This is a genomic window from Novosphingobium sp. KCTC 2891, from assembly GCF_025938155.1.
Classification (GTDB): domain Bacteria; phylum Pseudomonadota; class Alphaproteobacteria; order Sphingomonadales; family Sphingomonadaceae; genus Novosphingobium.
In genome coordinates this window covers 1-25,754 of record NZ_JAPCZG010000016.1, presented here as the reverse complement: position 1 = coordinate 25,754, position 25,754 = coordinate 1, and the positions used below count along the sequence as shown (strand labels likewise).

Annotated in this window: 20 protein-coding genes and 1 pseudogene; 14 read left to right on the top strand and 7 right to left on the bottom strand. The window is 63.4% G+C overall.

From position 1 onward, the window contains the following. Positions 1-102 precede the first annotated feature (102 nt). Together OLX02_RS18810 and OLX02_RS18805 are read left to right on the top strand one after the other, a co-directional pair. Positions 103-1,749: an AMP-binding protein gene (locus OLX02_RS18810; protein ID WP_264425341.1), complete on the top strand. Its 1,647-nt coding sequence runs from the start codon at positions 103-105 to the stop codon at positions 1,747-1,749. A 31-nt stretch (positions 1,750-1,780) separates the two neighbouring features. Then, positions 1,781-2,590, top strand: coding sequence for an SDR family NAD(P)-dependent oxidoreductase (locus OLX02_RS18805; RefSeq protein WP_264425339.1), 810 nt, complete (start codon positions 1,781-1,783; stop codon positions 2,588-2,590). Between the two features lie 190 nt (positions 2,591-2,780). Here the strand turns inward: OLX02_RS18805 and OLX02_RS18800 are convergent, their stop codons facing one another. After that, positions 2,781-6,272 carry an indolepyruvate ferredoxin oxidoreductase family protein gene (locus OLX02_RS18800; RefSeq protein ID WP_264425337.1) on the bottom strand — a complete coding sequence of 1,164 codons (3,492 nt, stop codon included), beginning with the start codon at positions 6,270-6,272 and terminating at the stop codon, positions 2,781-2,783. Between the two features lie 263 nt (positions 6,273-6,535). On the opposite strand from OLX02_RS18800, the gene OLX02_RS18795 reads away from it, so the two are divergent. Beyond that, positions 6,536-7,618, top strand: coding sequence for a CaiB/BaiF CoA transferase family protein (locus tag OLX02_RS18795; RefSeq protein ID WP_264425336.1), 1,083 nt, complete (start codon positions 6,536-6,538; stop codon positions 7,616-7,618). Positions 7,619-7,739: 121 nt separating this feature from the next. Here the strand turns inward: OLX02_RS18795 and OLX02_RS18790 are convergent, their stop codons facing one another. Together OLX02_RS18790 and OLX02_RS18785 are read right to left on the bottom strand one after the other, a co-directional pair. After that, positions 7,740-8,582 (bottom strand): IclR family transcriptional regulator, encoded by an 843-nt coding sequence (locus OLX02_RS18790; protein ID WP_264425334.1) that lies wholly within the window; start codon positions 8,580-8,582, stop codon positions 7,740-7,742. 48 nt (positions 8,583-8,630) lie between these two features. Next, positions 8,631-8,849 (bottom strand): hypothetical protein, encoded by a 219-nt coding sequence (locus OLX02_RS18785; RefSeq protein ID WP_264425332.1) that lies wholly within the window; start codon positions 8,847-8,849, stop codon positions 8,631-8,633. Positions 8,850-9,097: 248 nt separating this feature from the next. On the opposite strand from OLX02_RS18785, the gene OLX02_RS18780 reads away from it, so the two are divergent. Beyond that, positions 9,098-10,129 carry an AraC family transcriptional regulator gene (locus OLX02_RS18780; protein WP_264425330.1) on the top strand — a complete coding sequence of 344 codons (1,032 nt, stop codon included), beginning with the start codon at positions 9,098-9,100 and terminating at the stop codon, positions 10,127-10,129. 87 nt (positions 10,130-10,216) lie between these two features. Here the strand turns inward: OLX02_RS18780 and OLX02_RS18775 are convergent. Then, positions 10,217-10,748: pseudogene (locus OLX02_RS18775) on the bottom strand (DDE-type integrase/transposase/recombinase); the annotation flags it as partial. Between the two features lie 647 nt (positions 10,749-11,395). Here OLX02_RS18775 and OLX02_RS18770 point away from each other — a divergent pair. Next, complete coding sequence (locus OLX02_RS18770; RefSeq protein WP_264425328.1) at positions 11,396-11,764, top strand: hypothetical protein; 369 nt, start codon at positions 11,396-11,398, stop codon at positions 11,762-11,764. Here the strand turns inward: OLX02_RS18770 and OLX02_RS18765 are convergent. Beyond that, entirely contained in the window at positions 11,742-12,671 is a 930-nt protein-coding gene (locus OLX02_RS18765; RefSeq protein WP_264425327.1) for a quinone oxidoreductase family protein, read from the bottom strand. The genes OLX02_RS18770 and OLX02_RS18765 overlap by 23 nt on opposite strands. 128 nt (positions 12,672-12,799) lie before the next feature. Between OLX02_RS18765 and OLX02_RS18760 the strand changes: the two genes are divergently transcribed. Continuing rightward, complete coding sequence (locus OLX02_RS18760; RefSeq protein WP_264425325.1) at positions 12,800-13,642, top strand: enoyl-CoA hydratase/isomerase family protein; 843 nt, start codon at positions 12,800-12,802, stop codon at positions 13,640-13,642. Between the two features lie 32 nt (positions 13,643-13,674). Further along, positions 13,675-14,457, top strand: coding sequence for an SDR family oxidoreductase (locus tag OLX02_RS18755; RefSeq protein WP_264425322.1), 783 nt, complete (start codon positions 13,675-13,677; stop codon positions 14,455-14,457). 3 nt (positions 14,458-14,460) lie between these two features. On the opposite strand, the gene OLX02_RS18750 is transcribed toward OLX02_RS18755, so the two are convergent. Continuing rightward, on the bottom strand, positions 14,461-15,156 hold the full coding sequence (locus OLX02_RS18750; protein ID WP_264425320.1) for a TetR/AcrR family transcriptional regulator: 696 nt from the start codon (positions 15,154-15,156) through the stop codon (positions 14,461-14,463). Positions 15,157-15,202: 46 nt separating this feature from the next. Then, entirely contained in the window at positions 15,203-15,862 is a 660-nt protein-coding gene (locus tag OLX02_RS18745; protein WP_264425318.1) for a TetR/AcrR family transcriptional regulator, read from the bottom strand. A gap of 77 nt (positions 15,863-15,939) precedes the next feature. Here OLX02_RS18745 and OLX02_RS18740 point away from each other — a divergent pair, with 77 nt between their 5' ends. The 7 genes from OLX02_RS18740 to OLX02_RS18710 all read left to right on the top strand — a co-directional run bounded on the left by OLX02_RS18740 (position 15,940) and on the right by OLX02_RS18710 (position 25,260). After that, complete coding sequence (locus OLX02_RS18740; RefSeq protein ID WP_264425316.1) at positions 15,940-16,569, top strand: nuclear transport factor 2 family protein; 630 nt, start codon at positions 15,940-15,942, stop codon at positions 16,567-16,569. 26 nt (positions 16,570-16,595) lie between these two features. Further along, entirely contained in the window at positions 16,596-17,813 is a 1,218-nt protein-coding gene (locus tag OLX02_RS18735) for an aromatic ring-hydroxylating oxygenase subunit alpha (protein ID WP_264425314.1), read from the top strand. 104 nt (positions 17,814-17,917) lie between these two features. Further along, on the top strand, positions 17,918-20,368 hold the full coding sequence (locus OLX02_RS18730) for a TonB-dependent receptor (protein WP_264425312.1): 2,451 nt from the start codon (positions 17,918-17,920) through the stop codon (positions 20,366-20,368). A 180-nt stretch (positions 20,369-20,548) separates the two neighbouring features. After that, positions 20,549-20,968: an antibiotic biosynthesis monooxygenase gene (locus OLX02_RS18725; RefSeq protein WP_264425310.1), complete on the top strand. Its 420-nt coding sequence runs from the start codon at positions 20,549-20,551 to the stop codon at positions 20,966-20,968. Further along, the gene (locus OLX02_RS18720; RefSeq protein ID WP_264425308.1) at positions 20,965-22,242 is read left to right on the top strand and encodes a cytochrome P450; all 1,278 of its coding nucleotides are present in this window, start codon (positions 20,965-20,967) and stop codon (positions 22,240-22,242) included. Before OLX02_RS18725 ends, OLX02_RS18720 begins: the two co-directional genes overlap by 4 nt. Before the next feature lie 19 nt (positions 22,243-22,261). Beyond that, positions 22,262-23,290, top strand: coding sequence for an alcohol dehydrogenase catalytic domain-containing protein (locus tag OLX02_RS18715; protein WP_264425306.1), 1,029 nt, complete (start codon positions 22,262-22,264; stop codon positions 23,288-23,290). 14 nt (positions 23,291-23,304) lie between these two features. Beyond that, positions 23,305-25,260 carry an FAD-dependent oxidoreductase gene (locus OLX02_RS18710; RefSeq protein ID WP_264425304.1) on the top strand — a complete coding sequence of 652 codons (1,956 nt, stop codon included), beginning with the start codon at positions 23,305-23,307 and terminating at the stop codon, positions 25,258-25,260. Positions 25,261-25,754: the final 494 nt, after the last annotated feature.

The window sequence follows — 25,754 nt, the reverse complement described above, 5'->3', positions numbered from 1 at the left end:
GCCGGCCCGCGAGGCTTACCGGGGACAATACAACCAACTGAATGGAAATAGTTTTCTTGCTCGCAAACTGGCCTTGCAAGGAAAGCACAAGGGATCAGGATGATGAACAGCCCCCAAGCCTCTCAGTATTCGGCCGGAACGCGCGATACCGTTCTCCACATGCTGGAGCGTGCCGTCGCAACCGCTGGCGACAAGGTCTTCCTCGATGTGGGCGGAGACACGCTGACCTTCCGCGAGGCCGATCGTCGCGCCACGCGCTTTGCCCATGAACTGGCGCGTCATGGCGTGCGGCAGGGCGATACGGTCGTCTCCATCTGCGAAACCCACACGGACCTCATCACGATCTGGTTCGGCGTGCAGAAGCTTGGCGCGATCTGGGTGCCGATCAACCTTGCCTATCGCCACGAATTCCTGCGCCACCAGATCTGCGATACTGGCGCGCGCATCGTCATCACCGATGCGCCCTACCTTGAACGCGTGGTGGAACTTGCCGACGAATTGCCCAATGTCGAACTCGTCATGGCGCGCGGCACCGAGGGCGACCTGCCCTCCTCCAGGCTCACCATCGAGCGGTTCGAAGACCACGCCGGCACCGATGAAACCCCGATCCCGATCCCCGTTCTACCGCAGGATCTTGCCTGCCTGCTCTACACCTCGGGAACGACCGGGCCGTCCAAGGGCTGCATGATCAGCCACAACTACATGGCGATGCAGGGACGCCAGCAAATTCGCGCGCTCGATCCGCTGCCGGAAGACGTGGTGTTCTGCCCGCTGCCGATGTTCCATTCGGCCGCGATCAACGCCGTGCTGGGCGCGATGACGAATTATCACCGCGTTGCCCTGTGGCCACGTTTCTCGCTCTCGCATTTCTGGGGAGACATCGAGCGGTCGGGCGCCACCCATGCGGTGCTGATGGCCTCGATCTTCGCGCTTGTCGCCAAGGCTCCGGACAGCGAAGCGATGGAACGCTGCAAGGGACAGCTCAAGATGATCGTGGGCGTGCCGATCACGCCCGAAGTGCGCCAGATCTGGAAAGATCGCTTTGGCGTGAAGCTCGTATCATCGTGGGCTTATGGTCAGACCGAGAACAGCCGCCTGACGATGGCGCTGCCCACCGACAACCCGCCCGAGCTGTGCGCCGGGCGCGCGGCAGATGAATTCGAGGTGTGCATTTTCGACGAGAACGATTGTCCGGTGCCCCCCGGCACGGTCGGCCAGATCGTCTGCCGCCCCAAGTTCCCCAACGTGATGTTCGAGGGCTATTGGAACCGCCCCGATGCCACCGCTGCGGTATGGCGGAACCTGTGGATGCACACGGGCGATCTTGGCCGCATGGATGAGAACGGCTGGATCTATTTTGCCGACCGCGCCAAGGACTACTTGCGCAGCCGCGGCGAGAACATCTCCAGCTTCGAGGTCGAGGCCACCTTCCTGCGCCATCCGTGGGTGGCCGAGGCCGCCGTCCACGCCGTGGGCGAACAGAGCGGGGAAGACGAGATCAAGGTCACGATCGTGGCGCGCGAGGGTATCGAGTGCTGCCCGCGCGAACTGTGCCTGTGGTCGATCGAGAACCTGCCCTACTTCGCCGTGCCGCGCTTTATCGAGTTCCGCAGCCAGCTGCCAAAGAATCCGCTGGGCCGCGTGCTCAAGTATCGCCTTCGCGATGAAGGCGTGACCGAACACACGTGGGACCGCGAAGCTGAGGGCCTCTCGGTACGCCGCCCCGAACGTGCGAAGCAACCTGCCTGAGCAGGCTTTTCGGATCGCGAAAGGACACGGCATGACCGCAAGGCCGCTTGAAGGACGCGTGGTTGCGATCCTTGGTGCCTCGCAACGGGGCGGTGCAGGCTGGAATGTGGCGAAAGTGCTGGCAGCTGCCGGCGCCGACGTTCACGTTGCCGCTCGCCGCCTCGAAAAAGTCGAGGAATTGGCTGAAGAAATTGGCGGCACCGCCCATCGCTGCGATGCGACAGACGAGGCGGAAGTGGCGGCATTCGTTGAGGCTGCCGCCGCCAGGACGGGGCAAATCGACATCGCTGTGGCGGCTGTCGGGCTCGGCTCGTTCGGCACGATCGACGATACCAGCATGGCCAAGCTGAACGAAGCCATGCAGGTCAATTTCTTCGGGCCGTTCCAGTTCGCGCGCTTCTGCGCGCGGCATATGAATAGCGGCGCGTCGATCGTGCTGTTCTCCAGCATCGTCTCCACCGACGTGCTGCAGGGCAGCATCGCCTATGCTGCGGCCAAGGGCGCGCTCAACACCTTCACCCGCTATGCCGCGTTCGAATATGCTCCGCGCGGGATCCGCGTGAACGCGATCAAGGCGGGTATGCTTGAAGGCCCGCAGGCGCGCCGCTGGCGACAGGCCGGCATGTTCGACCGCTTCCTCAAGGAAATTCCGCTGACGCGCGCCGTGGAAACCGAAGAACTGGCCCGTATGATCATCTGGCTGGCAAACGATGCCCCTTCGATCACGGGCGAGATCATCCACGTGGATGGCGGCGCCCACTTGCGCCGTCCGCTGACGCCCGACGAAATGGCGGGCGACGGGCTCGCCTCGATGGGCAAGCGGCGCATTCCCGAAAACTGATCGAAAACCCGGCGTTTGGCGCCGGTCTCAGCATCCGCAATCCGGAACCCCGCAGGATTTGTTTCCTGCGGGGTTTTCGTTTGGCGCCGGCAACCAGGCAGAAAAATGCCCTTCCACCATAACCGGTGGAAGGGCTTAGTTATGCAAGGTCTGACCCCGCCCGGTCTCCCGGACGGGGGGGAGAGGAGATTCAGACCCGCATTTTTTCCTTGGTGTCGGTCGCGGCCGCGGTGACCGGGCTGGCGAAGTCCTGCAGCAGCGATGCCTTGCGCGCTTCGTATTCCGCGAACGCGGCTTCCTTGACGGGGCCATAACCGCGCACATCGGCAGCGGCTTCGGCCAGTTCGATCGCCGTGTGCAGATGTTGCTGGTCCACGCGGGCCACGATGTCGCGGATCATGGCCTTGTAGTCGTCGATCAACTGGCGCTCCATCCGCCGTTCGGCGGTGTAGCCGAACACGTCGAGCGCAGTACCGCGCAGCCCCTTCATGCCGGCCAGGACGCGGAAGACCGGCAGCATCCACGCACCGAACGTCCGCTTCTTCGGACGGCCCGAGGCATCGCGACCCGGCAGGATCGGCGGGGCAAGGTGGAACTTCACCTTGAAATCGCCATCGAACTGGTTGCGCAGCCGCTCCCAGAACACCGGATCGGAATGCAGGCGGGCGACTTCGTACTCGTCCTTGTAGGCCATCAGCTTGGCCAACGTCAGCGCCACGTCGCGCACCAGCACTTCGGCCCCGGTCAGGCCCTTGGTCTTCAGCGTGTTTTCAACTTCCTGCACGAAATCGCGATACGAAGCGGCATAGGCTTCGTTCTGATACGCGGTGAGCAGACGCGTGCGGCTTTCGAGGATTTCGCCAAGCGACATGTCCTCCAGCTTGGTTGACGGCGGCGTCAGCAGCTTGGTGAGTTCTTCAGGTGCATGGGCGGCAAGGCGACCGAAGGCGAAGACCCGCAGGTTGCCCTTCACGAACGTGCCGTTCAGGCGGATCGCCTCTTCCAGCGATTCCACCGACACCGGCAGAAGCCCCTTCTGCGCGGCATAGCCGAGCATCAGGACGTTGGTGCCAATGCTGTCGCCGATCAGAGCCGTCGCCAGCGCGCTGGCATGGACCGGGAACAGCGCCCCGCCGCGCAGCGCCGCCTGGACCGCGCCGACCAGCGTGTCCTCGCCATAATCGGCGTTGCGGTTGGTCTGGAATTCGCCGGTGGGCGAGACATCCTCGTTGACGATCGCCGTGGTGTGGCCGGGGCGGATCGTCTTGAGCACGTCCTGGCCAGACCCCACGATGGCATCGCACGCCAGCAACACGTCGGTGTAACCGAAGCTCAGGCGCGTGGAGTGATCGTTGGCGCCGTCGTTGGAAACGCGGATATGCGAGGTGACCGCGCCGCCCTTCTGGGCCATGCCGGTCATGTCGAGCACCGTGCAGCCCTTGCCTTCGATGTGCGCGGCCATACCCACCAGCGCCCCGATGGTCAGAACCCCGGTGCCGCCAATGCCGCCCACAAGGATGCTGTACACGCCATTGAACGGCGCAACCGCAGGCTGCGGCAAGGTGGCAATCATGGCATCGAGGTGCGAGGCGTCCGCGAGCCCGCGGGTGGCGATCTTGGCGCCTTCCACGGTCACGAACGACGGGCAGAAGCCCTTCACGCAGCTGAAGTCCTTGTTGCAGGTGGACTGGTCGATGCGGCGCTTGCGGCCGAACTCGGTTTCCAGCGGACCAACCGAGATGCAGTTCGACTGCACCGAGCAATCGCCACAGCCTTCGCACACATCCTGGTTGATGAACACGCGCTTGTCGGGATCAGGATAGGTCCCGCGCTTGCGCCGGCGGCGCTTTTCGGTGGCGCAGGTCTGTTCATAGACGATGGCCGAAACACCCAACTCCTCGCGCAGTTCGCGCTGGACGTTGTCCAACTCGTCGCGGTGGCGGAGCGAGGCCCCTTGGGGCAGGGTCACGTTGGCATACTTTTCGATGTCATCGCTCATCAGAACGACGGGGGATACCCCTTCCGACATGAGCTGGTTTACCATGTCCATCGGGCCGATATGCATTTCAATCGGCTGGCCGCCGGTCATCGCCACGGCATCGTTGAACAAAAGCTTGTACGTGATGCGCGACTTGGCAGCGACAGAGGCCCGGATCGCCAGCAGGCCCGAGTGCGAATAGGTGCCATCGCCCATGTTCTGGAACATGTGCTCGCGTTCCACCAACGGGCCAACCGACAACCACGGCATCCCTTCGCCGCCCATCGGCATGGGCAGCATGGTACGGCGCTCGGGCATGACATAGGCCGAAAGGCCCTGACAGCCGACCGCGCTCATGGCATAGCTGCCATCGGGCACGCGGGTGCTGGTGTTGTGGGGACAGCCAGAGCAGAAGAAGGCCGGACGCGCCTTGCCGCTGCCCAGCACGATCGCCTTGCCTTCCAGGTCATGATAGAAGCCGTAGCGCTCGGTCACCGCCGCATCGGCAAGGCCCAGTTCGTTCAGCACGGTATAGACCGCCTTGCGGATCTGCGGTGTGCTCAATTCCCCGACAGAGGACAACAGCGCCTTGCCCTTGAGGCTCAGCTTGCCCGATAGCGCGGGGCGCTGGTCGGCGGGCAGGTCGAACAGGATGCGGGCCAGCTGGTCTTCCATGACCGGCCGCTTTTCCTCGATCACCAGCAGCGCCTTGTATCCGGCGGAAAACGCGGTGGCGCCCTGCGGCTCCATCGGCCAGATCAGGCCGGGCTTGTAAAGGCCGATGCCCAGTTCCTGGCAGCGCGCTTCGTCAAGGCCGAGGTCTTCGAGCGCCTGGCGCAGATCGAGGTACATCTTGCCCGCGGCCACCAGGCCCAGTTCGCGCCGGGGACCGGAAATCACCACGCGGTCGATCGGATTGGCGCGCACAAAGGCCTGCGCGGCGGGGTGGCGGTGATTGAGGGTCAGAGCCTCAAGCTCCAGCGGGAATTTGGAATCGCTGACGTTGCGTCCGCCCGGAGGGCTCGGAAAATCGGGGGTCACGAACGAGCGGTAGATGTCGGGCAATTCGACCGATGCCGTCACGTCCAGCGTGTCGGTGATGCACTTCATGCCCACGTAAAGACCGCTGAAGCGCGACAGGGCCCAGCCATAAAGGCCGTACTCGATCATTTCCGCCGCGTTCGCCGGATAAAGCACCGGGATGAAGCCCGCGATCAGCGTATGTTCCGACTGGTGGGCGCTCGCCGATGACTTGCCGCCGTGGTCGTCGCCCGCCAGCACAAGGAAACCGCCGGTGGCCGAAGCGCCTTCGAGGTTACCCAGCTTGAGCGATTCACAGGCACGATCGACGCCAAGCCCCTTGCCGTACCAAAGCCCGAACACCCCCTGGTATTCCGACTTCCCGAACCAGGCGAGGCCTTGCGTACCGCGGATCGACGTTGCCGCCAGTTCCTCGTTCAGGCCCGGATTGAAACGGATGTCGAATTCGTCGAGGTATTTCTGGGCACCCCAGAGCGCGGCGTCGTAAACCCCCAGAGGCGAGCCGCGATACCCGGAAATGAAGCCCGCCGTCTTGAGCCCGGCCGCGCGGTCGCGCCGCGCCTGGTCCATGGGCAGGCGAACAAGGGCCTGATTGGACGATAGAAACACCCGCCCTTCGGTCTTGGTGTACTTGTCGTCCAGCGTGGTGACAGACTTGGTCATTTTTTTCGACTTCCCCTCGCGATCCAGCCAACCCACTGGCACGGCATGCCGGGGGTTCGCCCCGGCCGGATCGCATTGATGTGATGCTAAATTGGGAAATCCGGATGGATTGCCAACCTCCCGCATGGAGGATTGCGTCCAGAGGATAGCCATTGTTCCGCCTGCGCAAACCGGGTCACGTCCTGCACGGGCTATAAGCAGCGCCAGGCTGCCGATGCGATCTGCAGGGCAGTAGAACCGACAAGCAAAAAGGATTGGGAAACATGGCAAAAGGCCCCTTGGCTGGCGTAAAAGTACTGGAGTTTGCGGGCCTCGGACCGGCTCCCCTCGCGGGCATGTTTCTGTCGGACCTCGGCGCCGATGTCGTCGAAGTCGCGCGCGAAGGCACGCCGCCGCCGCCTTCGACCCGCCCCGATGCACGCGGCCGTCGGCGCGTCGCGCTCAACCTCAAGACGCCTGAAGCGGTGGCGACCTGCCTCGACCTTGCCGCCCAGGCCGACGTGGTGATCGAAGGCAACCGCCCCGGCGTGATGGAACGGCTGGGCCTTGGCCCCTCCACGATGCTGGCCCGCAATCCGCGCCTGGTCTATGGCCGCATGACGGGCTGGGGGCAGTCCGGTCCTTATGCCCACACCGCCGGGCACGATATCAACTACCTCTCGCTGACCGGCGTCCTTCACGCCATCGGCACTGCCGAACGCCCCGTGCCACCGCTGAATCTGGCAGCCGACTATGGGGGCGGCACCATGTTCCTGATCATGGGCATCCTGTCGGCCGTGCTGCACGCGCGCACCACCGGCGAAGGGCAGGTGATCGACGTGGCCATGACCGATTGCGCGGCCTACCTCGCCTCGCTCTTCTACGGGATGCACGCCACCGGGATGTGGAAGGAGGAACGCGAAGCGAACCTGCTGGACGGCGGCGCACACTTCTATGGCGTGTTCGAGTGCGCCGATGGCAAGTGGATTTCGATCGGTTCCATCGAACCGCAGTTCTACGCATTGCTGCTGGAAAAGACCGGCACGGCTGAAAAGATCGTCCACCCGCAGATGGATCGTGCCGCTTGGCCGGAAATGCGCGAAGTCCTGCGCGAGGCGATCCGCGGCAAGACCCGCGATGAATGGTGCGCGATCATGGAAGGGACCGACGTCTGCTTCGCCCCCGTCCTGACATTTGCCGAAGCGCCGCATCACGCGCACAACGTGGCACGGGGAACCTTCGTCGAAAGCGGCGGAACCACGGTGCCCGCCCCTGCCCCGCGCTTTTCCGCAACGCCTGCCGCCATTCAATGGCCGCCGTCCGACGCGCTGCACAGCACGGCCGAGGTTCTGGAAAGCTGGCGCTGAACAACACGAAGGGGCGGGTAAATCGAACACCCACCCCTCCACTTTGCCGAATTCGCGCTGCCCTGTGGTCAGCCCGAAACAGTGTTGCCCGGCAGGCCTGAATCAGACCCGAACGCCGGCCTTACTTCAATTTGGTGTTCCAGCGGGCATGGATCGCCTCGGCCATCTGCATCAGCGCCAGGCCGATCTTGCGGACTTCCTCATCCGCAGACTGGCTCGAAAAACGGATCGCCGACACGCCATAGCGAATTTCGCCGTGCGGATCGCGCAAGGTAACGGCCACCGTCGTCACCCCAAGCGCGAAATTATCGACATCGACCGCATAGCCAAGCTTGCACGATTCTTCGACCTGCGCACAATACTCGTCGAACGAGATCAGTCTTTGCCAGCGCAATTCCAGATAGGATTTTTCCATGTCCTCCCGGCGCATGTCGGTGGCTGCGGCAAAGGCCCGCCCGACAGCACCGATCAACATGGGAAGACGCTGACCGACCGTCATATGGATACGCAGCGGATTGCTGCCCTCGACAAAGCCAGACAAGATCATCCGGTCTTTTGAAATCCGGCGCCACAATCCGATGGCGACGCCATATTTCGCAGCAAAGGCCTCGAATTGTGGACGCAGCAGCGAAAAGGCGTTCGCCGGATCCAGGGCCCGGCTGGCCAGCACGGCGGCAAAGCTGCCCAACGAATAGCACTTGGTCTGCTCGTCGAAATCGGCAAGATCGCTGTGCTGCAAGTGCTTCAGAATCTTGAAACACGAACTGGGAGGGATGCCAAGATCGCGCGCGATCGCATTCACCCCGGCGGGACTCTCCATCACGGCCAGATGGCGCAAGATCGCTATGGTCGTCGCCACGGCGCCCGAGGTACGCGTCGGTGCCTCGCCTTCCTCGTCGGTCAACCGAGCATCCTGGTCGTTTTTCTGCGGCCGATTACGGCGTTTTTGCACAGTAGCTGCCATTTGCGTTGATTCGCCTCGTTTCCCCCGGACTTTCTAATGGCGGACACCTCAATTGCGATGGGCCAGTCCTTCATGAGCGCGGCTAAATCCGTCTTTCATCCGGCCGCAGGTTGCAAACCAAATTCCACTTTTGCGACGAGAGAAAAATTCCATTGCGGCCACGAACAGTTTGCGTGGCCATATTCTTGCCTCCCCGAGATCGGCTTGAGCGTTGTCATCACAAGCAGGCTTGGTGTTCGCAGGCAGGTTAAACGGAGGCGAAGTCACGCTTTCGTCCTGCTCGCACGCAGACCTGCCCCCTGTGCAAATGTCATAATGGGCAGCCCCCGAACACCGTGACAGATCCCGTGCCTTGGTCGGCTAGGGATTGCGCTTAGAGAAAACTCGGTCGCCTTGACTCAACCCATTCCCATATGTGAATGATTATTCACAAACAGCGAAATCGGCCATCGATTAGCTATAAAAGCGCGGCTGGGCATCCAGCCAAAAACGCGGGCATCGGGAGATGAGTAAGCATGGAGCGCCTGTTTTCCACGGCTAACAGCCAGTCTTCTGAAGAAGTGAGTGCCTACGCGGCCCTCATGAAGCGTGAATTTTATGAAGGTGACTTGGAGTGCCCCGATGGGACGTTCGATGTCACGTTTGATAAGGCAATGAGCAATCCTATTGCCATCACGCGCATCACTAGTGGATGTGATCTCTCTTTCCGCCGCGGCCCGAAACACATCCGCAACAACCGCGTAGGCATCCGCGTCCTGTGGTTCGTCCGCAAGGGATCGCTCAAGATCCGTCGCGCCGACGGCACTTGCGAGATCGGCGCAGGCTTTGCCGGTATCATGGACTCGAGCGTGCCATTCCACGCCACCCTCAAGCGCAATGGTGAGGATAGGCACGAATCCACTCAGATCATCCTTCCGCCGGATTTTTTCTTCGCGCACCTGATCGAAGCTGAAAAGCTGTCCGCGCCGGTCGATCTGCAATCGTCGGAAGGCGCTGCCTGCACTCGCCTGCTGGACATCCTGCTTGAATATGGCGACACACTCGGCGAGCAATCCTCACGGCACCTCGTCGGCGGGTTGCTGGAAGCGATCGCGGATCATCTGCGGAACAGCTTTGCCACTCTGCCCAAGCGACAGAACCTGGTGGATCGCCGACTGGCGGACATCGAAAACTATATCATGATGAACCTGACGGATCCTGATCTCTGTCACGACAAGGTCGCCGCCAACTGCGGCATCTCCCCTCGTTATTTGTGCTATCTTCTAAAGGCGAACAACACCTCGTTCTCCGATCTCGTATGGAAAAACCGGCTGCCCAAGGCGCGCGATTGGCTTGTCACGCCTAAGACCCGCAACCAACCTATCCACGAGATCGCCTATATGTCAGGCTTCAAGAGCGCCGCACATTTCAGCCGCATGTTCAAGACTGCCTATGGCGTAACTCCGCGGGAATTTCGGGCAATGCAAACGGCGGACAGTGCGCCAGCCAACTCCGCCGTCCACGAAATGGCCGCGCATTATTACCCGCAGCAATTGCACGCGGCCTGAGCGAGCCCACCATTTGGGTCTCACGGTCAGCCCAGAGCGTGAACTTGACCTGACCCTGTCCTTGGATTTTGCCAGAGATCCGGCGCTTCATCGGCCGTGGTTAACCCCGGCCGATGAAGAAAATTCGGCAGGCGTCGTGAACCCCATGGCTGTGTGTGGTCGGGTCTCGTTGAAGTCCGTCCGCCCAATGACAAGAACCAATGCGTGTTCAGACACTCGTCGCGGAGCTGCCCGTTGAAGAACTCAACGAATGCATTGTCGGTTGGTTTACCCGGCCTGCTGAAGTCCAGCGCAACGCGGTTGATGTAGGCCCAATGGTCGACCGGGAGATAAATTCGGGCCCATTGCCCACCCTGATCTTCGCGGGCGGTTCGCGCAGCTCGAACCACAGGCGGTCCATCACCTCGACCACCTGCTCGCCCCTGATCCCCTGATCGACGTGGATCGCCAGGCGCTCCCGGGTGCAGGCATCCACAACGGTCAAGACGCTGAACCGTTTGCCGTTGAACAGGGCGTCGGACACGAAATCCATGACCCAGATTTCGTTCGGCCGCGACGCGAGCGATCGCACCACCCGACGTGCAGTCATAACGCATGCGGGTCGCTGCGATCTCCTTGATCCTGTTTTAACGCCTGGCCGCCTCGGGCTGACCTGTAGCGGTGCGTCTTGCGATCAAGACGGAGATCAGCACAAGCCGCACCTCGAGCGACGTGATTGATCCTGCGGGGACGCGCGGTTGGTTGAAGATGGGGTTGGAGGCGCTGCCTGCGCGTGTGGTTCGGGAGGGGAAGCGTCAGCCGTGGATAGACACGTGGTGACGTTTCGCGTGGTGCAGGCGGGGTATTGGATTTGCGGAGAGGTTTACGCGGCGTGCATGTGGTGCGTTGGCCGCGTTGTGGACTTGCTTTGGACACGCTGGAGCGTGGAGCTGTGCTCTTGTGTAGCGAAATCGTTGGATTGGTATGGTTGCGGGGGCAGGATTTGTCCTTTGCAGAACACGATTCCCGCTGACAAACGCTCCACCGCTGACTTCCAACCAAAAATTCTGGCTAAATCCATAATATTTTACATATAATCAATACGTTATACGTTCACGGGCGATTTCAAGTTCGCCTCACCTGGGGAGTTACCTGTGTCCTATCCGACGCCCGCTTTGAGGATCATAGTCGTATGAGGTAATCGATCGATCCCAAATCAGCGTTGCCCACCGGATGCATTGGTAGATGTCGCCCTCCCGGCATGGCCATCGCCTGGTCCTCGAGCGCATGGCAGACAAATCCATGCAGTTCATGCACTGTCCGCAGGCCGACCACGCCCATGGGCTTGCGGCCCCTGCCATCCGGAGCATGGGCAAGATCATGGGCAGTGTGGATGCCCCGCACATCGCATTCCAGCGCCTGCCAATCCCCGCGCAAAGCGGCGTCAATCCAGCCCGGGTGATGTACGAGATCGAGGACCCCGCCCTAGCGGACTTCTCCATGCGGATTGGCGGCCTTGGCCAGTGTCTTGGTCGGCACCACTCCTATCGAGACCGCGATGCCGGTCCATTGGTGAGTAAGCTGCCGATTGAACGCCCCGAAGCGGACGGCTGGTCAGGCGCGACCTCCATGCTCATGCTGATGCGGCCTTCATGACGACTCTGCCGAAGGGATGGCCATCTGCCACATATCGGTGCGCCTCTACGGCCTCCGACAAGTGAAACTCCCGGTCGATCGGCATTGTGATCGTACCATCGCCGATTTGGTGCATGATATCTGCGAGCAACCGATGAGCACGCGGCGTGTGCATATCGCGCCCAAACGAGATACCCACGGCATGCATTGCCTTGCGGATCAGTTCGAAGAAGCCGAAGCTGGGAAGATCGCCCGATGATGCCCCCACGACCGCGTAGCGGCCGTGCCCGCGCAGCGACTGCACAAGCGCCTCTTTGCCTTTGCCCCCCGCCAGATCGATGACGAGATCGACCCCTCGCCCGCAGGTAATTTCGTGCACTCGCGCGGCAATGTCGTCGGTGCGATAGTTGATGCCGTGGTGCAGTCCGAAGAGTTGCATTCGCTCCAGCCGTTCCGCGCTCGATGCCGTGCCAATCACCGTGGCGCCCGCCTGGGCGGCGAACTGCACTGCGGCAAGGCCGACGCCACCCGCCGCGCCCTGAACCAGCACAGTCTCTCCCTCCTTCAACCCGCCATACTCAAACAGCGAATCGTGCGCGGTGCCGAAGGCCACGGGGATCGTCGCGGCCAGGCGCAGGTCGAGATCGGCAGGAACCGCATAGGCATAGTGTTCGGGCACTTCGAACAGTTCGGCATGGCTGCCGTTCCAGTTGAAGCCGACCACGCGGTCCCCCACCTTGAAGCGGGTGACCCGCTCACCCACAGCAACCACGGTGCCCGAGGCTTGGTAGCCGGGCACGAACGGAACGCGCACGGGCGGCGTCACCCGCCGGTTGAGCAGGTCACCGCCTTCAATCGATATCCACGCGACCGCGATGACGATCGCCTCCGGGCCCGCCACCGGATCGGGAAGATCGCCATAGGTCATGACCTCCGGGCCGCCGTTGGCGCTGTAGTGGATTGCCTTCATAACTCTCCCTTTCGTCAGGAGGCAGTTTGCAGCGCAGGTGGCACCTCCTGAACTGGTCAATTGACCAGCGAAGGGGGGAGGCTGCCATGACGGCCAAGGGAGCAGCGGATGAAGCCGCGCTCGACATCCGGACCGAAAACGGCGTCCGGTTCATCACCAAGATCAACGCCGCAACCCATTATGGCATTTCCATCGCGGTGTGCCGCGAACTGGGCGCTGCGATCGAGGCCGCCGCGTGCGATCCGGAAGTGCGCGCGGTGGTGATCGACGCGGGCGGGCGGGGCTTTCATCGCGGGGCGGTGATGGTGACCGAACTGCAGGCAGACATGGAAGCACTGGGCGACGAGGATTTCCGCGAGCTGGTGCATCGCGGGCAGCAGCTGGGCCGCAAAGTGGCCGGCCTGCCCAAGCCGGTGATCGGGCTTGCCCGCAGCGGCGCGCTGGGCGGCGGGCTGGAGCAGTTGCTGCGCTGCGATTTCGTGTTCGCGCGCGAGGATGCGCGCTTCAGCTTTCCCGAAGTAACGCTGGGCTTCGTGGCGGCGTGGGGGGGCACGCAATGGGCCGGGCGGATGATGCCGATGCGCCGCGCGCAGGAACTGCTGCTGCTGGGCAACGCCATTTCGGGCAGCGAGGCCGCAGAACAAGGGCTGATCACGCGCGCCTTTGCCGATGACGCGGCGCTCGATGCCCACCTGGCCGACGTGCTGGGGCAGCTCGAACGCTGTTCGCCCGCTGCCTTTGCCCAGACCAAGCGGTGCCTGTCCGCGATCTGGGAAGGCCCGCTCGCCCACGGCGAAGCGGTGGAACTCGATGCCGAGGCGGGCGCCATGGGCACTGGCGATTTCCGCCTCGCCTATGCCGCGTGGATGCAGGGCATGACCTACAATTTCGCGCAAGGACGGCCCGAAAGCCGCGACGCACTGCGCTGATCCACATCCATAAAGCAATGGAGAGACAAGCAATGGCGAATTTCAGACTCGATGGCGCGGTAGTGCTGGTCACGGGCGCGGCGCGCGGCATCGGCGCGGCAACCTGCGCGGCGCTCGCGGAAGCTGGCGCGACGGTGGTGGCGACCGACATGCATGAAGATGCCCGGGTGCCGGGGGCTGCCGAATACCACCGGCTCGACGTGACCAGCCCCGCGCAATGGGCCGCAACGATCACCGCCATCGAGGTGCGGTATGGGCGGCTCGACGTGCTGGTCAACAATGCCGGGCTGCAACTGACCACCAGCATCGCCGATACCAGCGACGAGGCCTGGCGCCAGCTGATGGCGGTCAATGTTGACGGCGTGTTCTATGGCACACGGGCAGCCACCGACCTGCTGGCGCGCAGCGGCGAGAGACGGGCGGGGGGATCGTGCATCATCAACCTGTCGTCCATCGGCGGGCTGCAGGGAGCGGCGTTCCTCGCGGCCTATTGCACCAGCAAGGGCGCGGTAAAGTTGTTCACCAAGAGCTGCGCGGCCGAATTCGGCGCGCTGTCGCTGCCGATCCGCGCCAATTCGGTCTGCCCTGGCGGCATCCAGACCGAGATGCTGGACGAGATCCTCGAGCACTACGTCACGAGTGGCGCTTTCACTTCGGTCGAGGACGGCCACCGCACGATCGAGGGCGGGCATCTGCTCAAGCGGCTGGGAAAGGCCGAGGAAGTGGCGGCCGGAATCGTCTACCTCGCCTCGCCCGCGTCGAGCTTCATGACCGGGACTGAACTGGTGATCGACGGCGGGATGACCGCCGCATGAGGGTCATTCGGCAAGGCGCGGGACGATCGCGCCGCTGAGCGTGAAGGCCCCGTAGAAATAGTCGGTGAGGAACGCGATTCTGCGATCGAGCTCCTCCACCGCGACTTGCCCGCCGGTGCGCGCGCGCAGCAGGCCCCGGTCCTGCACCACATAAGTCAGCGCCACTTCGAGCAGGTAGCTGGCAAGCGACAGCGCCTCCTCGTCCTGCACCGCGTCATGGCGGCACAGCGCCGCGCGGAACGCGTTGGGGATGTCGGACAGGCGGTGCAGCACGGGATGGATACTCTCGTGGCTGTAGACGCTCATCCCCCGGCCCAGCAGGCGCAGGTAATCGATCCAGCCTTCATCGCCGCTGGCAAGGCAGGCGACGAACGGCGTTATGAACGCGCAGATCAGTGCGCGGGGTCCAGCGTCGGGTTCCGCCTCGGCCGCAGCGAGACTGGCCAGCACGCGCGCCTCCCAAGCATCGTAGCGGCGTTCGACCGCGGCGATGAACAGGTTTTCCTTGGTGCCGAAGTGGTGGGCGATGAGGTTGAGCGTGACGCCGGCTTGCGCGGCGATGTCGCGCGTGGAAGCCCCATCGAAGCCTTCGCGCGCGAACAAGCACTCGGCCGCAGCCAGGATCGCGGCCTTCGATTCGGCCCCGCGCGGGCGGCGGGCGCCGTTCGGGCTGGAAAGGTCGCTGCGCCGGTCGATCATCGCGCATTCTGCATTGGTCATCCGACCAGGAGAGCGCAAGCAAAAATCAGGCGCGGCGGCGCACCTCGAACGTGGCGGCGAACAGGTCGGTCAGGAAATTGAGTTCGGCCGCCATGCCCGCAGGCGTGACCTTGCCGTGCGTTCGTGCGGTCAGCAGGCCGCGATCCTGTACCAGATAGGTCAGCGTCACTTCGAGCACGTAGCTCGCCGTGTCGAGCGCGACATCATCGTTCAACCCTCCGATCGCGCGCAGATTGGACTTGAGCACGTCGGGAATGTCCGAGAGCTGCACTAGCGCGGGATGGACCTTGCCCATGGCGTAGGCGCTCATCCCCCGGCCCAGCAAGCGCAGATAGTTGATCCAGCCCTCGTCGCCGCTCGCCAGGACTTCGAGAAACGGGGTGAGGAAAGCGCGAATCACGTCACGCTCGCTGGCCCCGGGCGCGGCAGCGGCGGCTTCGACCGCGCCCACGACGCGGGTTTCCCATTGCGCGAACCGGCGATTGACCGCCTCCGCAAACAGCCGGTCCTTGGTTCCGCAATGATACTGGATCAGCCCGAGGTTGACCCCGGCGGCATCGGCGATGTCGCGGATCACGGCCCCTGCATAGCCTTCCATGCCGAAGATCCTTTCGGCTGCATCGAGGATCGCCTGACGCGCGTCCGTGCCGCCGTTGTCGCTGCCTTTTTGCCTCGGTCCACGCACCAATGCACATCCCCTTTCCGCAGCCTTCCTGGCCACTGAATTTACACACTCACACCTAATATTAAAAATAGGGCGTTTTGACTAAACTTTACAAGCCATGCGGCACGACTATCTTCCATCCTCAAGAGATCGCCATAAGATTTCATCGTTGGGAGATGCGCATGCTTGATGCATCCATTGAATTTTGTCCCGAAATAATCGAATCTCGCCTCAAACATCTTGAGGACAAGGATAGCATCATCTCGGTGATGAACCGCTATTCTCGTGCGCTTGATTGGCTGGATGATCGCCTTATCGAAGATGTATTCTTCGACGATGCGCAGATCGATTATGGGTTTTTCAAGGGGAAAGCTTCGGAATTCCGTCCGATCCTGATGGAGGTGGAGCGCACCTCCGGTCGACGCTGGCACTTCACCGCGCAAGTCTCGATCGAGCTTGACGGCGATGTCGCCCATGCCAGCGCCTACAACCTGTCGATGGCCGCCGACACCGTCGGATCGACCCCGCCAGCCGCGCTCGGCAGCTTCTTCGGCTACTATGTCGACCGCTTCGAGCGGCGCGATGGCGTCTGGAACATCGCCGCGCGGCGTCACCTGCTGATCGCGGGCACGCAGTGGCAGGAAATCGAGATCACGGGGCCGCTTGCTGCCCTCAATACGATTGGCGCGACCAGTTCCGATCACCCTCATTATCGCCGGATGGCCTGAGCCAGCCGTTTCGCGGGAGAACACCCATGGGTCTTGAACAGAAAATCGCGCAGGCCGCCGCCGACATGGTGGGCGCACGCAAGGAATCGGGCAAGCGCATGCAGCGCGGCATGATGCAGCACTTGCGCGATGGCACCACCAGCCGCGCCGAAGGGCCGATGCGCAACGTGCCCGGCGCCTATACCGATCCCGAACGTTTCGAGGCGGAAAAGCGCGAGCTGTTCCGCAAGCTGCCACTGTTCGTGGGGCTGACGCCGGACATCCCGAACCCGGGCGACAAGCTGCTGTTCGATGCTGCGGGGCCGAGCATCGTCGTGGTGCGCAACAAGGCGGGCAAGCTCAACGCTTTCCTCAACATGTGCACGCACCGCGCAGCAACGCTGGTCCACGAATGCGACGCGCGCACCCGCATGACCTGCAAGTTTCACGGCTGGACCTTCGACCTCGATGGCCAGCTGATCGGCCAGCCGGGCAGCGAAGGCTTTGCCGGGATCGACCGCGCAGAACTCGGCCTGATCCGCGTGCCGGTAGCCGAATGGCACGGTATGATCTTCGTGCGGGCCACGCCGGGCGACGAGGAGATCGATGTCGCGGCCTATCTCGGGGAATTTGCGCCTGAATTGGCGCAACTCGATTTTGCCAACGCTGAACACGTGCGCTCGTCACGCGTGGATGTGAACGCCAACTGGAAATACGCGCTCGACACGTATGGCGAGAGCTACCATTTCGGCGCGCTGCACCCCGATACGATCGCCAAGTTCTCGCCGTCGGACGTGATGTTCTACGATGGCTATGCGCCGCATCACCGCATCGGCTTTCCGCGCCACGAGATGAAGGATTACGCCGCAGACCCTGAGGAAACCTGGCCAGAAATCCCGCACGGCGGGGTGCACCTGCTGTTTCCCAACACGATCATCCAGGTGGAAAAGATGAGCCCCGAACTGGAGTTCGTCTATGGCTTCTACCGGATGTTCCCGGGCGAAAGCGTGGACAAGGCCTACACCCTGATGTCGAACTACCGCCCGGTTGAGGCCAAGGGCGATCCCGACATGCAGCAATGGATCGACGTGCACGAACTGGTCAAGCAGGTTGTAAGCACGGAAGACTATTCGGTTTCCGAAGGCGGTCAGAAGAACCTGACCTACGCACCTGACGGCTTCCGCATCGTCTATGGCAGCAACGAGATCGCGCTGCAGCGGTTCCACCGCAAGGTCGCCGAACTGATCGGCGAAACCCAAGACTAAATTACCGCTGCCCCTGGGGGGGACTGGCAGAAACCCGGACGACAAGCCGCGCGAAAACCGTTCCGCGGGGACGAGAACTTGCGTCCGCAAGACGGGAGAGAGCAATGCACGGGATCAATGGGACGGGGCCGGTTTCGCGCTCCGCGCTGGCCATCGCGCTGGCGCTGGGCGCCATGGCGCAGGCAGCGCACGCAACAGAGGACGCTGCAACCACCAGCGCCGATGGAGCCAGGACGGGCGGCCTTGCCGAAATCGTGGTGACCGCGACGCGGCGCGAATCCAACCTGCAAAAGACCCCGATCGCGGTGTCGGCGGTCGATTCCAGCCGCATCGCGCAGGCCGCGCCGCGCAACATCGCCGATATCGCCAAGTTTGTCCCCAACTTTTCGGCCGCCGAACTGCCCGGCTTCCATGCCGCTAGCTATGCCATGCGCGGCACCGGCGCGAATAACATCATCGTATATTATGAAGCGCCTGTCGCGGTGCTGGTCGACGACTTCGTGATGCCCACGATCCAATCGCAGTTGCTCGACACCTTCGACATCGCGCAAGTCGAAGTGCTGCGCGGTCCGCAGGGCACGCTGTTCGGCAAGAACACCACCGGCGGCGCGGTTTCGGTTCGCACGATCAAGCCTGACCTAACCAAGGTGTCGGGCAAGGCGGAGGCCAGCTACGGCAAGTTCGAGACGTTCGACGCCAAGGCCGCGATCAACCTGCCCATCATTTCCGACCAGCTCGCGCTGCGCGTCGTGGGCGGCTACCGTTCGTCGCAGGGCTACATGCGCAACGGGTTCAACTATGGGCCGGTGGTGGCCTTCGCTCCGACCAAGTGGGCGGGCGCCACGGGTAGCGGCGACGGCCGCGCCATTGGCGGCGAAAGGATCGCCAGCGGCCGGGCCAAGCTGCTGTGGAAGCCGAGCGAGACCTTCTCGACCGAATTGCAGTATCAGCTGCTGCGCGACAACTCGCCGGTCCCGGCCTCGGTCAACCTGACGCCCAAGGGCAACGCCAGCTACCTGTTCAACCTGCTGGGCGTTGGCGCATCCACTGGCAATGATCTCTACAAGCTTGGGGGCATCACCAACCGCATTGATCGCTTCATCGATCAAAAACACGGCAGCAAGGTCTCGCTCGACGGGGTCTATTCGAACACCGACATCAAGCTGGATGTGGGCACCATCACCAACGTGATCGGCTTCCAGTCCGAACGCGACCGCCTGTCCAACTCCTACACTGGGATCGCCCCGGTCGCGCCCGATGGCGACGTGCTCTCGCTGTTCGACGCGCAGCGCGCCACGAACCGCAAGACCTTCCAGGAAGAACTGCGCTTCGCCTCGGCCTTCGACGGTCCGTTCAATTTCGTCGCGGGCGGGTTTTACCAGCATGACAGCGTCGATTTCTGCTCGGCGGCCTACGTCGGCGTGAACGAGCTGTTCGGCGCGACAACGCCGTGGGGCAGCTACAACGACGTACCGCTGTTCCAGTGCAGCCGCCAGCGCCAGAATTCCGAGGCGCTGTTCACCGAGGCGACCTACAAGATCACGCCCGAACTGACGCTGGTCGGCGGCTTCCGCTACACCTGGGAAGACAAGGCCTGGCAGGGCCGCCAACAGGTGGCCGCACAGCAGATCGGCATCGATCCCGAGACGATCTCGATCATGTCGCTATCCGATTTCAGCAAGTATCCGCAAGGTGTGATCAGCCTGAAGACCAAGGTCCACGAACCGACCTGGCGCCTGAGCCTGTCCTATCAGGCCACGCCCGATGTCTTTGCCTACTTCACCTATTCGCGCGGCTTCAAGTCGGGCGGGTTCAACGACAACATCGGCTCCAACAACCAGTTCGGCGACGATCTGGACGCCTATGCCGCCGCTGCCGCCGCCACCCGGCCCGAATACGCCGACAGCTTCGAGGCGGGCATCAAGACCGAGGCCTTCGGCCGCCGGCTGCGCTTCAACCTCACCGGCTTCTACGTCAAGTACCGCGATCTTCAGCGCCAGGTGCAGGTGCCGGTCGTGGCCAATGGCGTGCCTGCGCAGATTACCGCCTTCTTTAACGCCGCCTCCTCGCGCGTGTACGGCATTGAAGGCGAAATCCAGGCACGGCCGATCGACAACCTGACGCTGAATGCGGTGCTCGGCTACCAGAACGGACGCTACCAGAACTATACGCCGCCTTATCCCGCAGGTTACGACCTTTCGCTCTCTCCGCTCGACCGCACGCCCGAATGGCAGTGGACACTGGGCGCGAACTACGTGATCCCGCTGGGCGAGCACAAGGTCGTGCTGGATGGCGATGTCAACTACGTTGGCCGCAATCTCTACACCCAGTCGATCTCCAGCCTTGCCAACAACACTTACCTGCCCGCGCGCACGTTGTTCAACGCATCGATCACGCTGGCGGAAAAGGACGATCGCTACTTCGTGCGGGTGATCGGCCAGAACCTCACCAACAAGACTTATCTGCAAGGCGTGCAGAGCGTCGATCCGCTGTGGGTGTTCGGCCTTCTGGGCCGCCCGCGCTGGTTCGGCGCGCAAGTCGGGGTGAAGTGGTGACCGCTTCGCTGTCCTGAGGAGTTCTGCCCGGCGCAACAACCTCCCGCGCCGGGCAGGACATTGCCGCGCCGCTGGAACAACAGTGGATGCGACCTATCACACTGGCCAGCTTGGGACGGTGCCCGGCTGGCCGCACACTGCAAATCAAACGGCGCCAAAAGCCAGACCTAGGAGAGAGCCATGATCAGCCTGATGTCGGTCCACACCGTCGCGCCAGGGCGGGAAGAGGAATACGTGGCGATCCAGCGCATGCTCTGGGCCAAGACGTGGGAACTGGAACCCGAAACCGTGCGCTACGAACACTACCGCGCGACCAAGCCGGGCCAGTTCGTTTCGATCCTGACGTTCAAGGATCTGGCCGCGTTCCTCGAACACCAGATCGCCGACTACCACGACGACGTGGCCTGGGATGGGCTGTTCATCGAGCACGAGCTGCAATGGATCGATCCGATCCCGGGCGCGCACACGCTGGCGCAGTCGGAGATCCCGCCGCTGCCCGCCGATATCGACGAAAAGCGCAAGGTCTATGCCGACATGCTGCCGTCAGAGCGCCCGCAGTGGTGGGGCCCGATCCTCGCGCACAAGGAGGCGCTGGCATGACCCTCTCCAATCCCGCATGCCCCTACCACAAGGCGCAGGATATCAACTTCTTGGACCCTGCGGTGCAGGAAGACTGGTACGGGGCCTATGCCGTGCTGCACGAACAGGCGCCGGTCTACTTCATGCCCGAAGTCAACCAGTGGATTCTGACCCGCTATGAGGACATCGACCGCGTCCTCAAGGATCCTTACACGTTCATCAACGAGTATTCGGACGACGCCGAACAGCCGCTGCTCAACTTTCCGGCGGCACGCGAACTCTACGCCAGGGAAGGCTGGGAGCGGATGATGCCGCTCGCACTCAACCGACCGGTGCAGAAGGCCTATCGCCGGATGGTCGATCCGTTCCTGACCGCGACCGCAGTCAAGAGCCGCGAACCGCTGATCCGAGAAGTTGCGAACGAGCTGATCGACAGCTGGATCGATCAGGGCGAAGTGGAGTTCATCCACAACTTCGCAGAGCCGCTGCCGATGGCGATCATCGCCGAGGCGCTGGGCTTTCCGCGCGTGGACATGCCCCGGCTCAAGCGGTGGTCGACCGCCTGGGCCACGCCCTTCTTCAAGGGCCTGACGGAGGAGCAGGAAGTCGAGGCCGTACGCACGCACATCGAGTTCCAGCACTACATCCACGAAACCATCCAGCGCAAACGAACCGCGCCCACCGAGGACGTGATCTCCGCGCTGGTACACGGCGACTTCGAGGATCCGGTCACCAGCGAGACGCGCAAGCTCCATGATGCCGAAATCATCGGTATTGCCGACCACCTGCTGACCGGCGGCAATGAAACCACCACGTTCGCGCTGTCGAACGGAATGTGGCTGCTGTTCCGCTATCCCGAAGTCTATGCGCAGTTGCAGGGGGATCGCAGCAAGCTGCGCGTCTGGGTCGAAGAAGTGCTACGCGTGGAATCGCCCACGCAGGGCATGCACCGCGTGGCAACCTGCGATGTCGAATTCGACGGCGTGAATATCCCCAAGGGTTCGGCCATCCACATCCGCTTCGGCGCGGGCAATCGCGATGCGCGCCGATTCGCCTGTCCGGAAAAGCCCGACCTTTCGCGCCGGACAGCGGCAGGGCACTTCGCCTTCGGCGGCGGCGACCATGTGTGCCCGGGCGGCGCGCTCTCGCGGCTCGAACAGACGGTCTGCTGGGACATCCTGCTCGATCGCACGCGCAACCTGCGCCCGGTCGAACGCCGTAATGACTTCACCCACGTGCCCGGCTTCTGGCTGCGCGCGCTGAAGGAACTGCACATCGCCTTCGACAAGGCGTGAGATCGGACGGACACCGACGATGAAGATGCGAGCCGCCGTTTTCGACAAGCCGGGCCAGCCGCTGGTGGTGCGGGAAATCGACGTTCCCGCGCCCGGACTGCACCACCTGCTGATCCGGGTGAAACGCTGCGGGATCTGCGGCTCGGACCTTCACCTCACCGACGTGCACAGCAGCTGGAACGTGCCATCGGGCTGCGTGCTGGGACATGAATTTTCGGGCGAGGTGGTCGAAGCCGGAGCGGCAGTGCGCGACCAGTGGCAGCCGGGCGACCGGGTAACCGCCCTGCCCTATATCGGCTGTGGCCAATGCGCGTTCTGCATGAGGGGCGAATCCTTCCACTGCCCGCACACGCTGCGCCTGCCGACCGGGGATCTGGTCGGCGGCTATGGCGAATACATGGTGATCGGTGCGCGCGAGGCGGTACGACTGGCCGATCACGTCAGCTGGGAGGAAGGCGCCTTCACCGAGCCGCTCGCGGTCGGCCTGCACGCCGTGGCCATGAGCCGGATCAGGCCCGGCGCGCCGGTACTGGTGCTGGGCGCGGGGCCCGTTGGGCTCGCCTGCGCGGCGATGGCGCGCAGGCTTGGTGCAGGCCACGTGGCGGTGGCCGCGCGTTCGGACCGGCGCGCCGAGCTTGGCCGCGCGATGGGGGCCGACAGTTTCCTCGTCAGCGATGATCGCCTGGGCGAAGCCTTTGCCGATGCCGCAGGGGCCGCGCCCGACGTGATCTACGAATGCGTCGGCACCCCCGGCATGATGCAGTGCGCCAGCGACCTTGCCCCAGTGAAGGGCGAAATCATCATGGCCGGGGCCTGCAACGGGCACGAAACCCTGTTCGGCATCACCCCCACGCTCAAGGAACTGACCTACCGCTATGCAGCGTGCTACACGATCGCCGAATTTGCCCATGCGCAGCGGCTGATCGCCACGGGCGAAGTCAACCCGATGCCGATGTTCGACGGCACCGTCTCGCTCGACGCGCTGCCGCAAGCCTTCGAGGATCTGCGCGCGAACAAGACCGCCTGCAAGCTGATGCTGACATTCTGAAAGGTCGCCTGCCGATGGCGCTTTACGACAATCTGTTCCAGCCGATCGCGGTCGGCCCCGTCACCATTCCAAACCGCGTGGTGCGCAGCGCGCACGGTACGCTGCTGACGGGCGAAAGGCTCATCGCCTACCACGAGGCGCGCGCGGCCGGCGGGGTCGGCATGTCCACGCTGGAGGCGAGCGGCGTCCACCCGACCTCGCCCTCGGCACTGCCGCTGTGGTCGGACGACATCCTGCCCTTCTACCGCGAGATTGCGGGCCGGATGCGTCCCCACGGGATGAAGCTGTTCCAGCAGCTCTACCACTCAGGCGCGGGCACACCCACGTTCGGTGCGCGTGACGAAATCTGGTCGGCCAGCGCCCTGCTCAACCCCATGGGCGGCGCGGTGCCGCGCGTGATGAATCAGGCAATGATCGACGAAGTGGTCGAAGGCTTTGCCAAGGCCGCGCGCCGCGTGCGCGACGGCGGGCTTGATGGCATCGATATCCACGCCTCCTCCGGCTACCTGATCCATGAATTCCTCTCGCCCGCGCTCAACCGGCGCGAGGATGGATATGGCGGCAGCTTCGACAACCGCCTGCGCTTCCTGCGGGAGGTGATCGCAGCGATCCGCGCCGAAGTCGGCCACGACATCGCCGTAGGCGTGCGCCTGCCCAACCATGATCACGTGCCCGGCGGGATCGAGCCCGCTCTCGCCGCGCGTATCGCCGCGGCGATCGATCCGCTGGTCGACTACGTTTCGCTGCACATGGGCAGCTACTGGCGCTTTCACAAACTGATCGCGCTGGCCGACGATCCGCTGGGCGTGGAGATGCCTGCCAACGCGGTCATCACGCCCGCCTGTACCATGCCCACGATCGTCGTCGGCCGGATCATGACGCTCGACCATGCCAGCGCGCTAGTCGCCAATGGAGAGGCCGACATGGTCTCGATGGTGCGTGCGCTGATCGCCGATCCGCAGCTTGTCGCCAAGGGCCGCCGTGCCGAGGAGCACCTGATCCGCCCGTGCATCGGCACCAATCTGGGGTGCGTGGGCCAGTTGATGACGCGCGGGGTTCTCTCCTGTGTGGTCAACCCCGCCGCCGCGCGCGAAGACCATATGCCGTTCGAACCCGAAACCTCAGCCACCTCGCCCTTGCATGTCCTCGTCGTCGGGGGCGGCCCTGCCGGGATGGAGGCGGCGCGCAACGCGGGGCTGCGCGGGCACCGCGTGGAACTGCATGAGGCGGGCCGGAAGCTGGGCGGACAAGCCCGTTTGGCCGCAAGCGCACCGCACCGCGCCGACATCGGGCAGCTCGTGCGCTGGCAGGAAGCCGAGCTGGAGAGGCTGGGCGTTACCGTCCACCTCGAAAGCCCGCTCGACGGGGCCGCTGTCGCCGCGATAGGTGCCGATCGCGTCGTTCTCTGTACCGGCTCGGTGCCGCGTGATGATGGTTGCCAGGTCTACGCGCCCGCAGACTCGGTCCCCGGGCACGACGCTTCGCATGTCCACGATGCCTGGGCGCTGTTCGGCGTGGGCCGACCGCCGGAACTGAAGGGACCGGCGGTGGTGTTCGACGATGCGGGCACGTTCGAGGCGATTTCAGCGGCCGATGCGTTGCTGGCCACAGGTCTGGACGTGACGCTCGTCTCTCGCTTCGACAAGCCAGGCGAAACGCTGCCCTTTCCGCCCGTGACCACTGGCGCGGCGCGCGAACGGCTGATGCAGGCAGGAATGACGTTCGTCGGTGGTCGCCACCTTGTGACGATCGGCAAGGACAGCGTAGAGATCGGCGTGCCGCACACCAGCCGGGTGGACTCCCTGCCCGCGCGGCTGGTGATACTTGCCGGCGTGAACCGCCCCATGCGCGATCTGGCCGACGAACTTGACGCGATGGGCATCGCATACAGCACGGCCGGCGACATGCTGGGACGCAGCGACCTTCTCTCCGCCATCCACGGCGGGGCCGAACTAGGACGGACGGTCTGACCCCAACTGTCAGAATGGGCAATGCACGCCAGCCTCGCGGCTAAGGCACGAACAAAACCATCGGAATTTGAACAATCGCGGCTGGTTCGATCCTCACGCTTGACGCGCAGACCGGCGCTCAGAAGTGGCGAACCTATCTGGTCGACGCACCCAAGCTCATGGGCAAGACTTCGACCGGCTTCGACCGCTTTAGTCCTTCGGACGCTCCGGTGTGGAACGGCCCTTCGATCGACGTCACGCGCAATCATCAGCGTATTCGCACCGAGGCGGCGGAAACCCGATCCGATCAGTTCGCGTGGTGCAGGTGGGGTGTTGGATTTGGGGAGGGGTTTACGCGGCGTGCATGTGGTGCGTTGGCCGGGTTGTGGACCTGCTGTGGACACGCTGGAGCGTGGAGCTGTGCTCTTGTGTAGCGAAGTCGTTTGACTGGAATGGTTGCGGGGGCAGGATTTGAACCTGCGACCTTCAGGTTATGAGCCTGACGAGCTACCGGG

Bases quoted from the DNA above. Each gene is read 5' to 3' on its own strand.
- OLX02_RS18810 (WP_264425341.1), top strand. From the start codon at position 103: ATGAACAGCCCCCAAGCCTCTCAGTATTCGGCCGGAACGCGCGATACC.
- OLX02_RS18805 (WP_264425339.1), top strand. From the start codon at position 1,781: ATGACCGCAAGGCCGCTTGAAGGACGCGTGGTTGCGATCCTTGGTGCC.
- OLX02_RS18800 (WP_264425337.1), bottom strand. From the start codon at position 6,272: ATGACCAAGTCTGTCACCACGCTGGACGACAAGTACACCAAGACCGAA.
- OLX02_RS18795 (WP_264425336.1), top strand. From the start codon at position 6,536: ATGGCAAAAGGCCCCTTGGCTGGCGTAAAAGTACTGGAGTTTGCGGGC.
- OLX02_RS18790 (WP_264425334.1), bottom strand. From the start codon at position 8,582: ATGGCAGCTACTGTGCAAAAACGCCGTAATCGGCCGCAGAAAAACGAC.
- OLX02_RS18780 (WP_264425330.1), top strand. From the start codon at position 9,098: ATGGAGCGCCTGTTTTCCACGGCTAACAGCCAGTCTTCTGAAGAAGTG.
- OLX02_RS18770 (WP_264425328.1), top strand. From the start codon at position 11,396: ATGGCAGACAAATCCATGCAGTTCATGCACTGTCCGCAGGCCGACCAC.
- OLX02_RS18765 (WP_264425327.1), bottom strand. From the start codon at position 12,671: ATGACCTATGGCGATCTTCCCGATCCGGTGGCGGGCCCGGAGGCGATC.
- OLX02_RS18760 (WP_264425325.1), top strand. From the start codon at position 12,800: ATGACGGCCAAGGGAGCAGCGGATGAAGCCGCGCTCGACATCCGGACC.
- OLX02_RS18755 (WP_264425322.1), top strand. From the start codon at position 13,675: ATGGCGAATTTCAGACTCGATGGCGCGGTAGTGCTGGTCACGGGCGCG.
- OLX02_RS18750 (WP_264425320.1), bottom strand. From the start codon at position 15,156: ATGATCGACCGGCGCAGCGACCTTTCCAGCCCGAACGGCGCCCGCCGC.
- OLX02_RS18735 (WP_264425314.1), top strand. From the start codon at position 16,596: ATGGGTCTTGAACAGAAAATCGCGCAGGCCGCCGCCGACATGGTGGGC.
- OLX02_RS18730 (WP_264425312.1), top strand. From the start codon at position 17,918: ATGCACGGGATCAATGGGACGGGGCCGGTTTCGCGCTCCGCGCTGGCC.
- OLX02_RS18725 (WP_264425310.1), top strand. From the start codon at position 20,549: ATGATCAGCCTGATGTCGGTCCACACCGTCGCGCCAGGGCGGGAAGAG.
- OLX02_RS18720 (WP_264425308.1), top strand. From the start codon at position 20,965: ATGACCCTCTCCAATCCCGCATGCCCCTACCACAAGGCGCAGGATATC.
- OLX02_RS18715 (WP_264425306.1), top strand. From the start codon at position 22,262: ATGAAGATGCGAGCCGCCGTTTTCGACAAGCCGGGCCAGCCGCTGGTG.
- OLX02_RS18710 (WP_264425304.1), top strand. From the start codon at position 23,305: ATGGCGCTTTACGACAATCTGTTCCAGCCGATCGCGGTCGGCCCCGTC.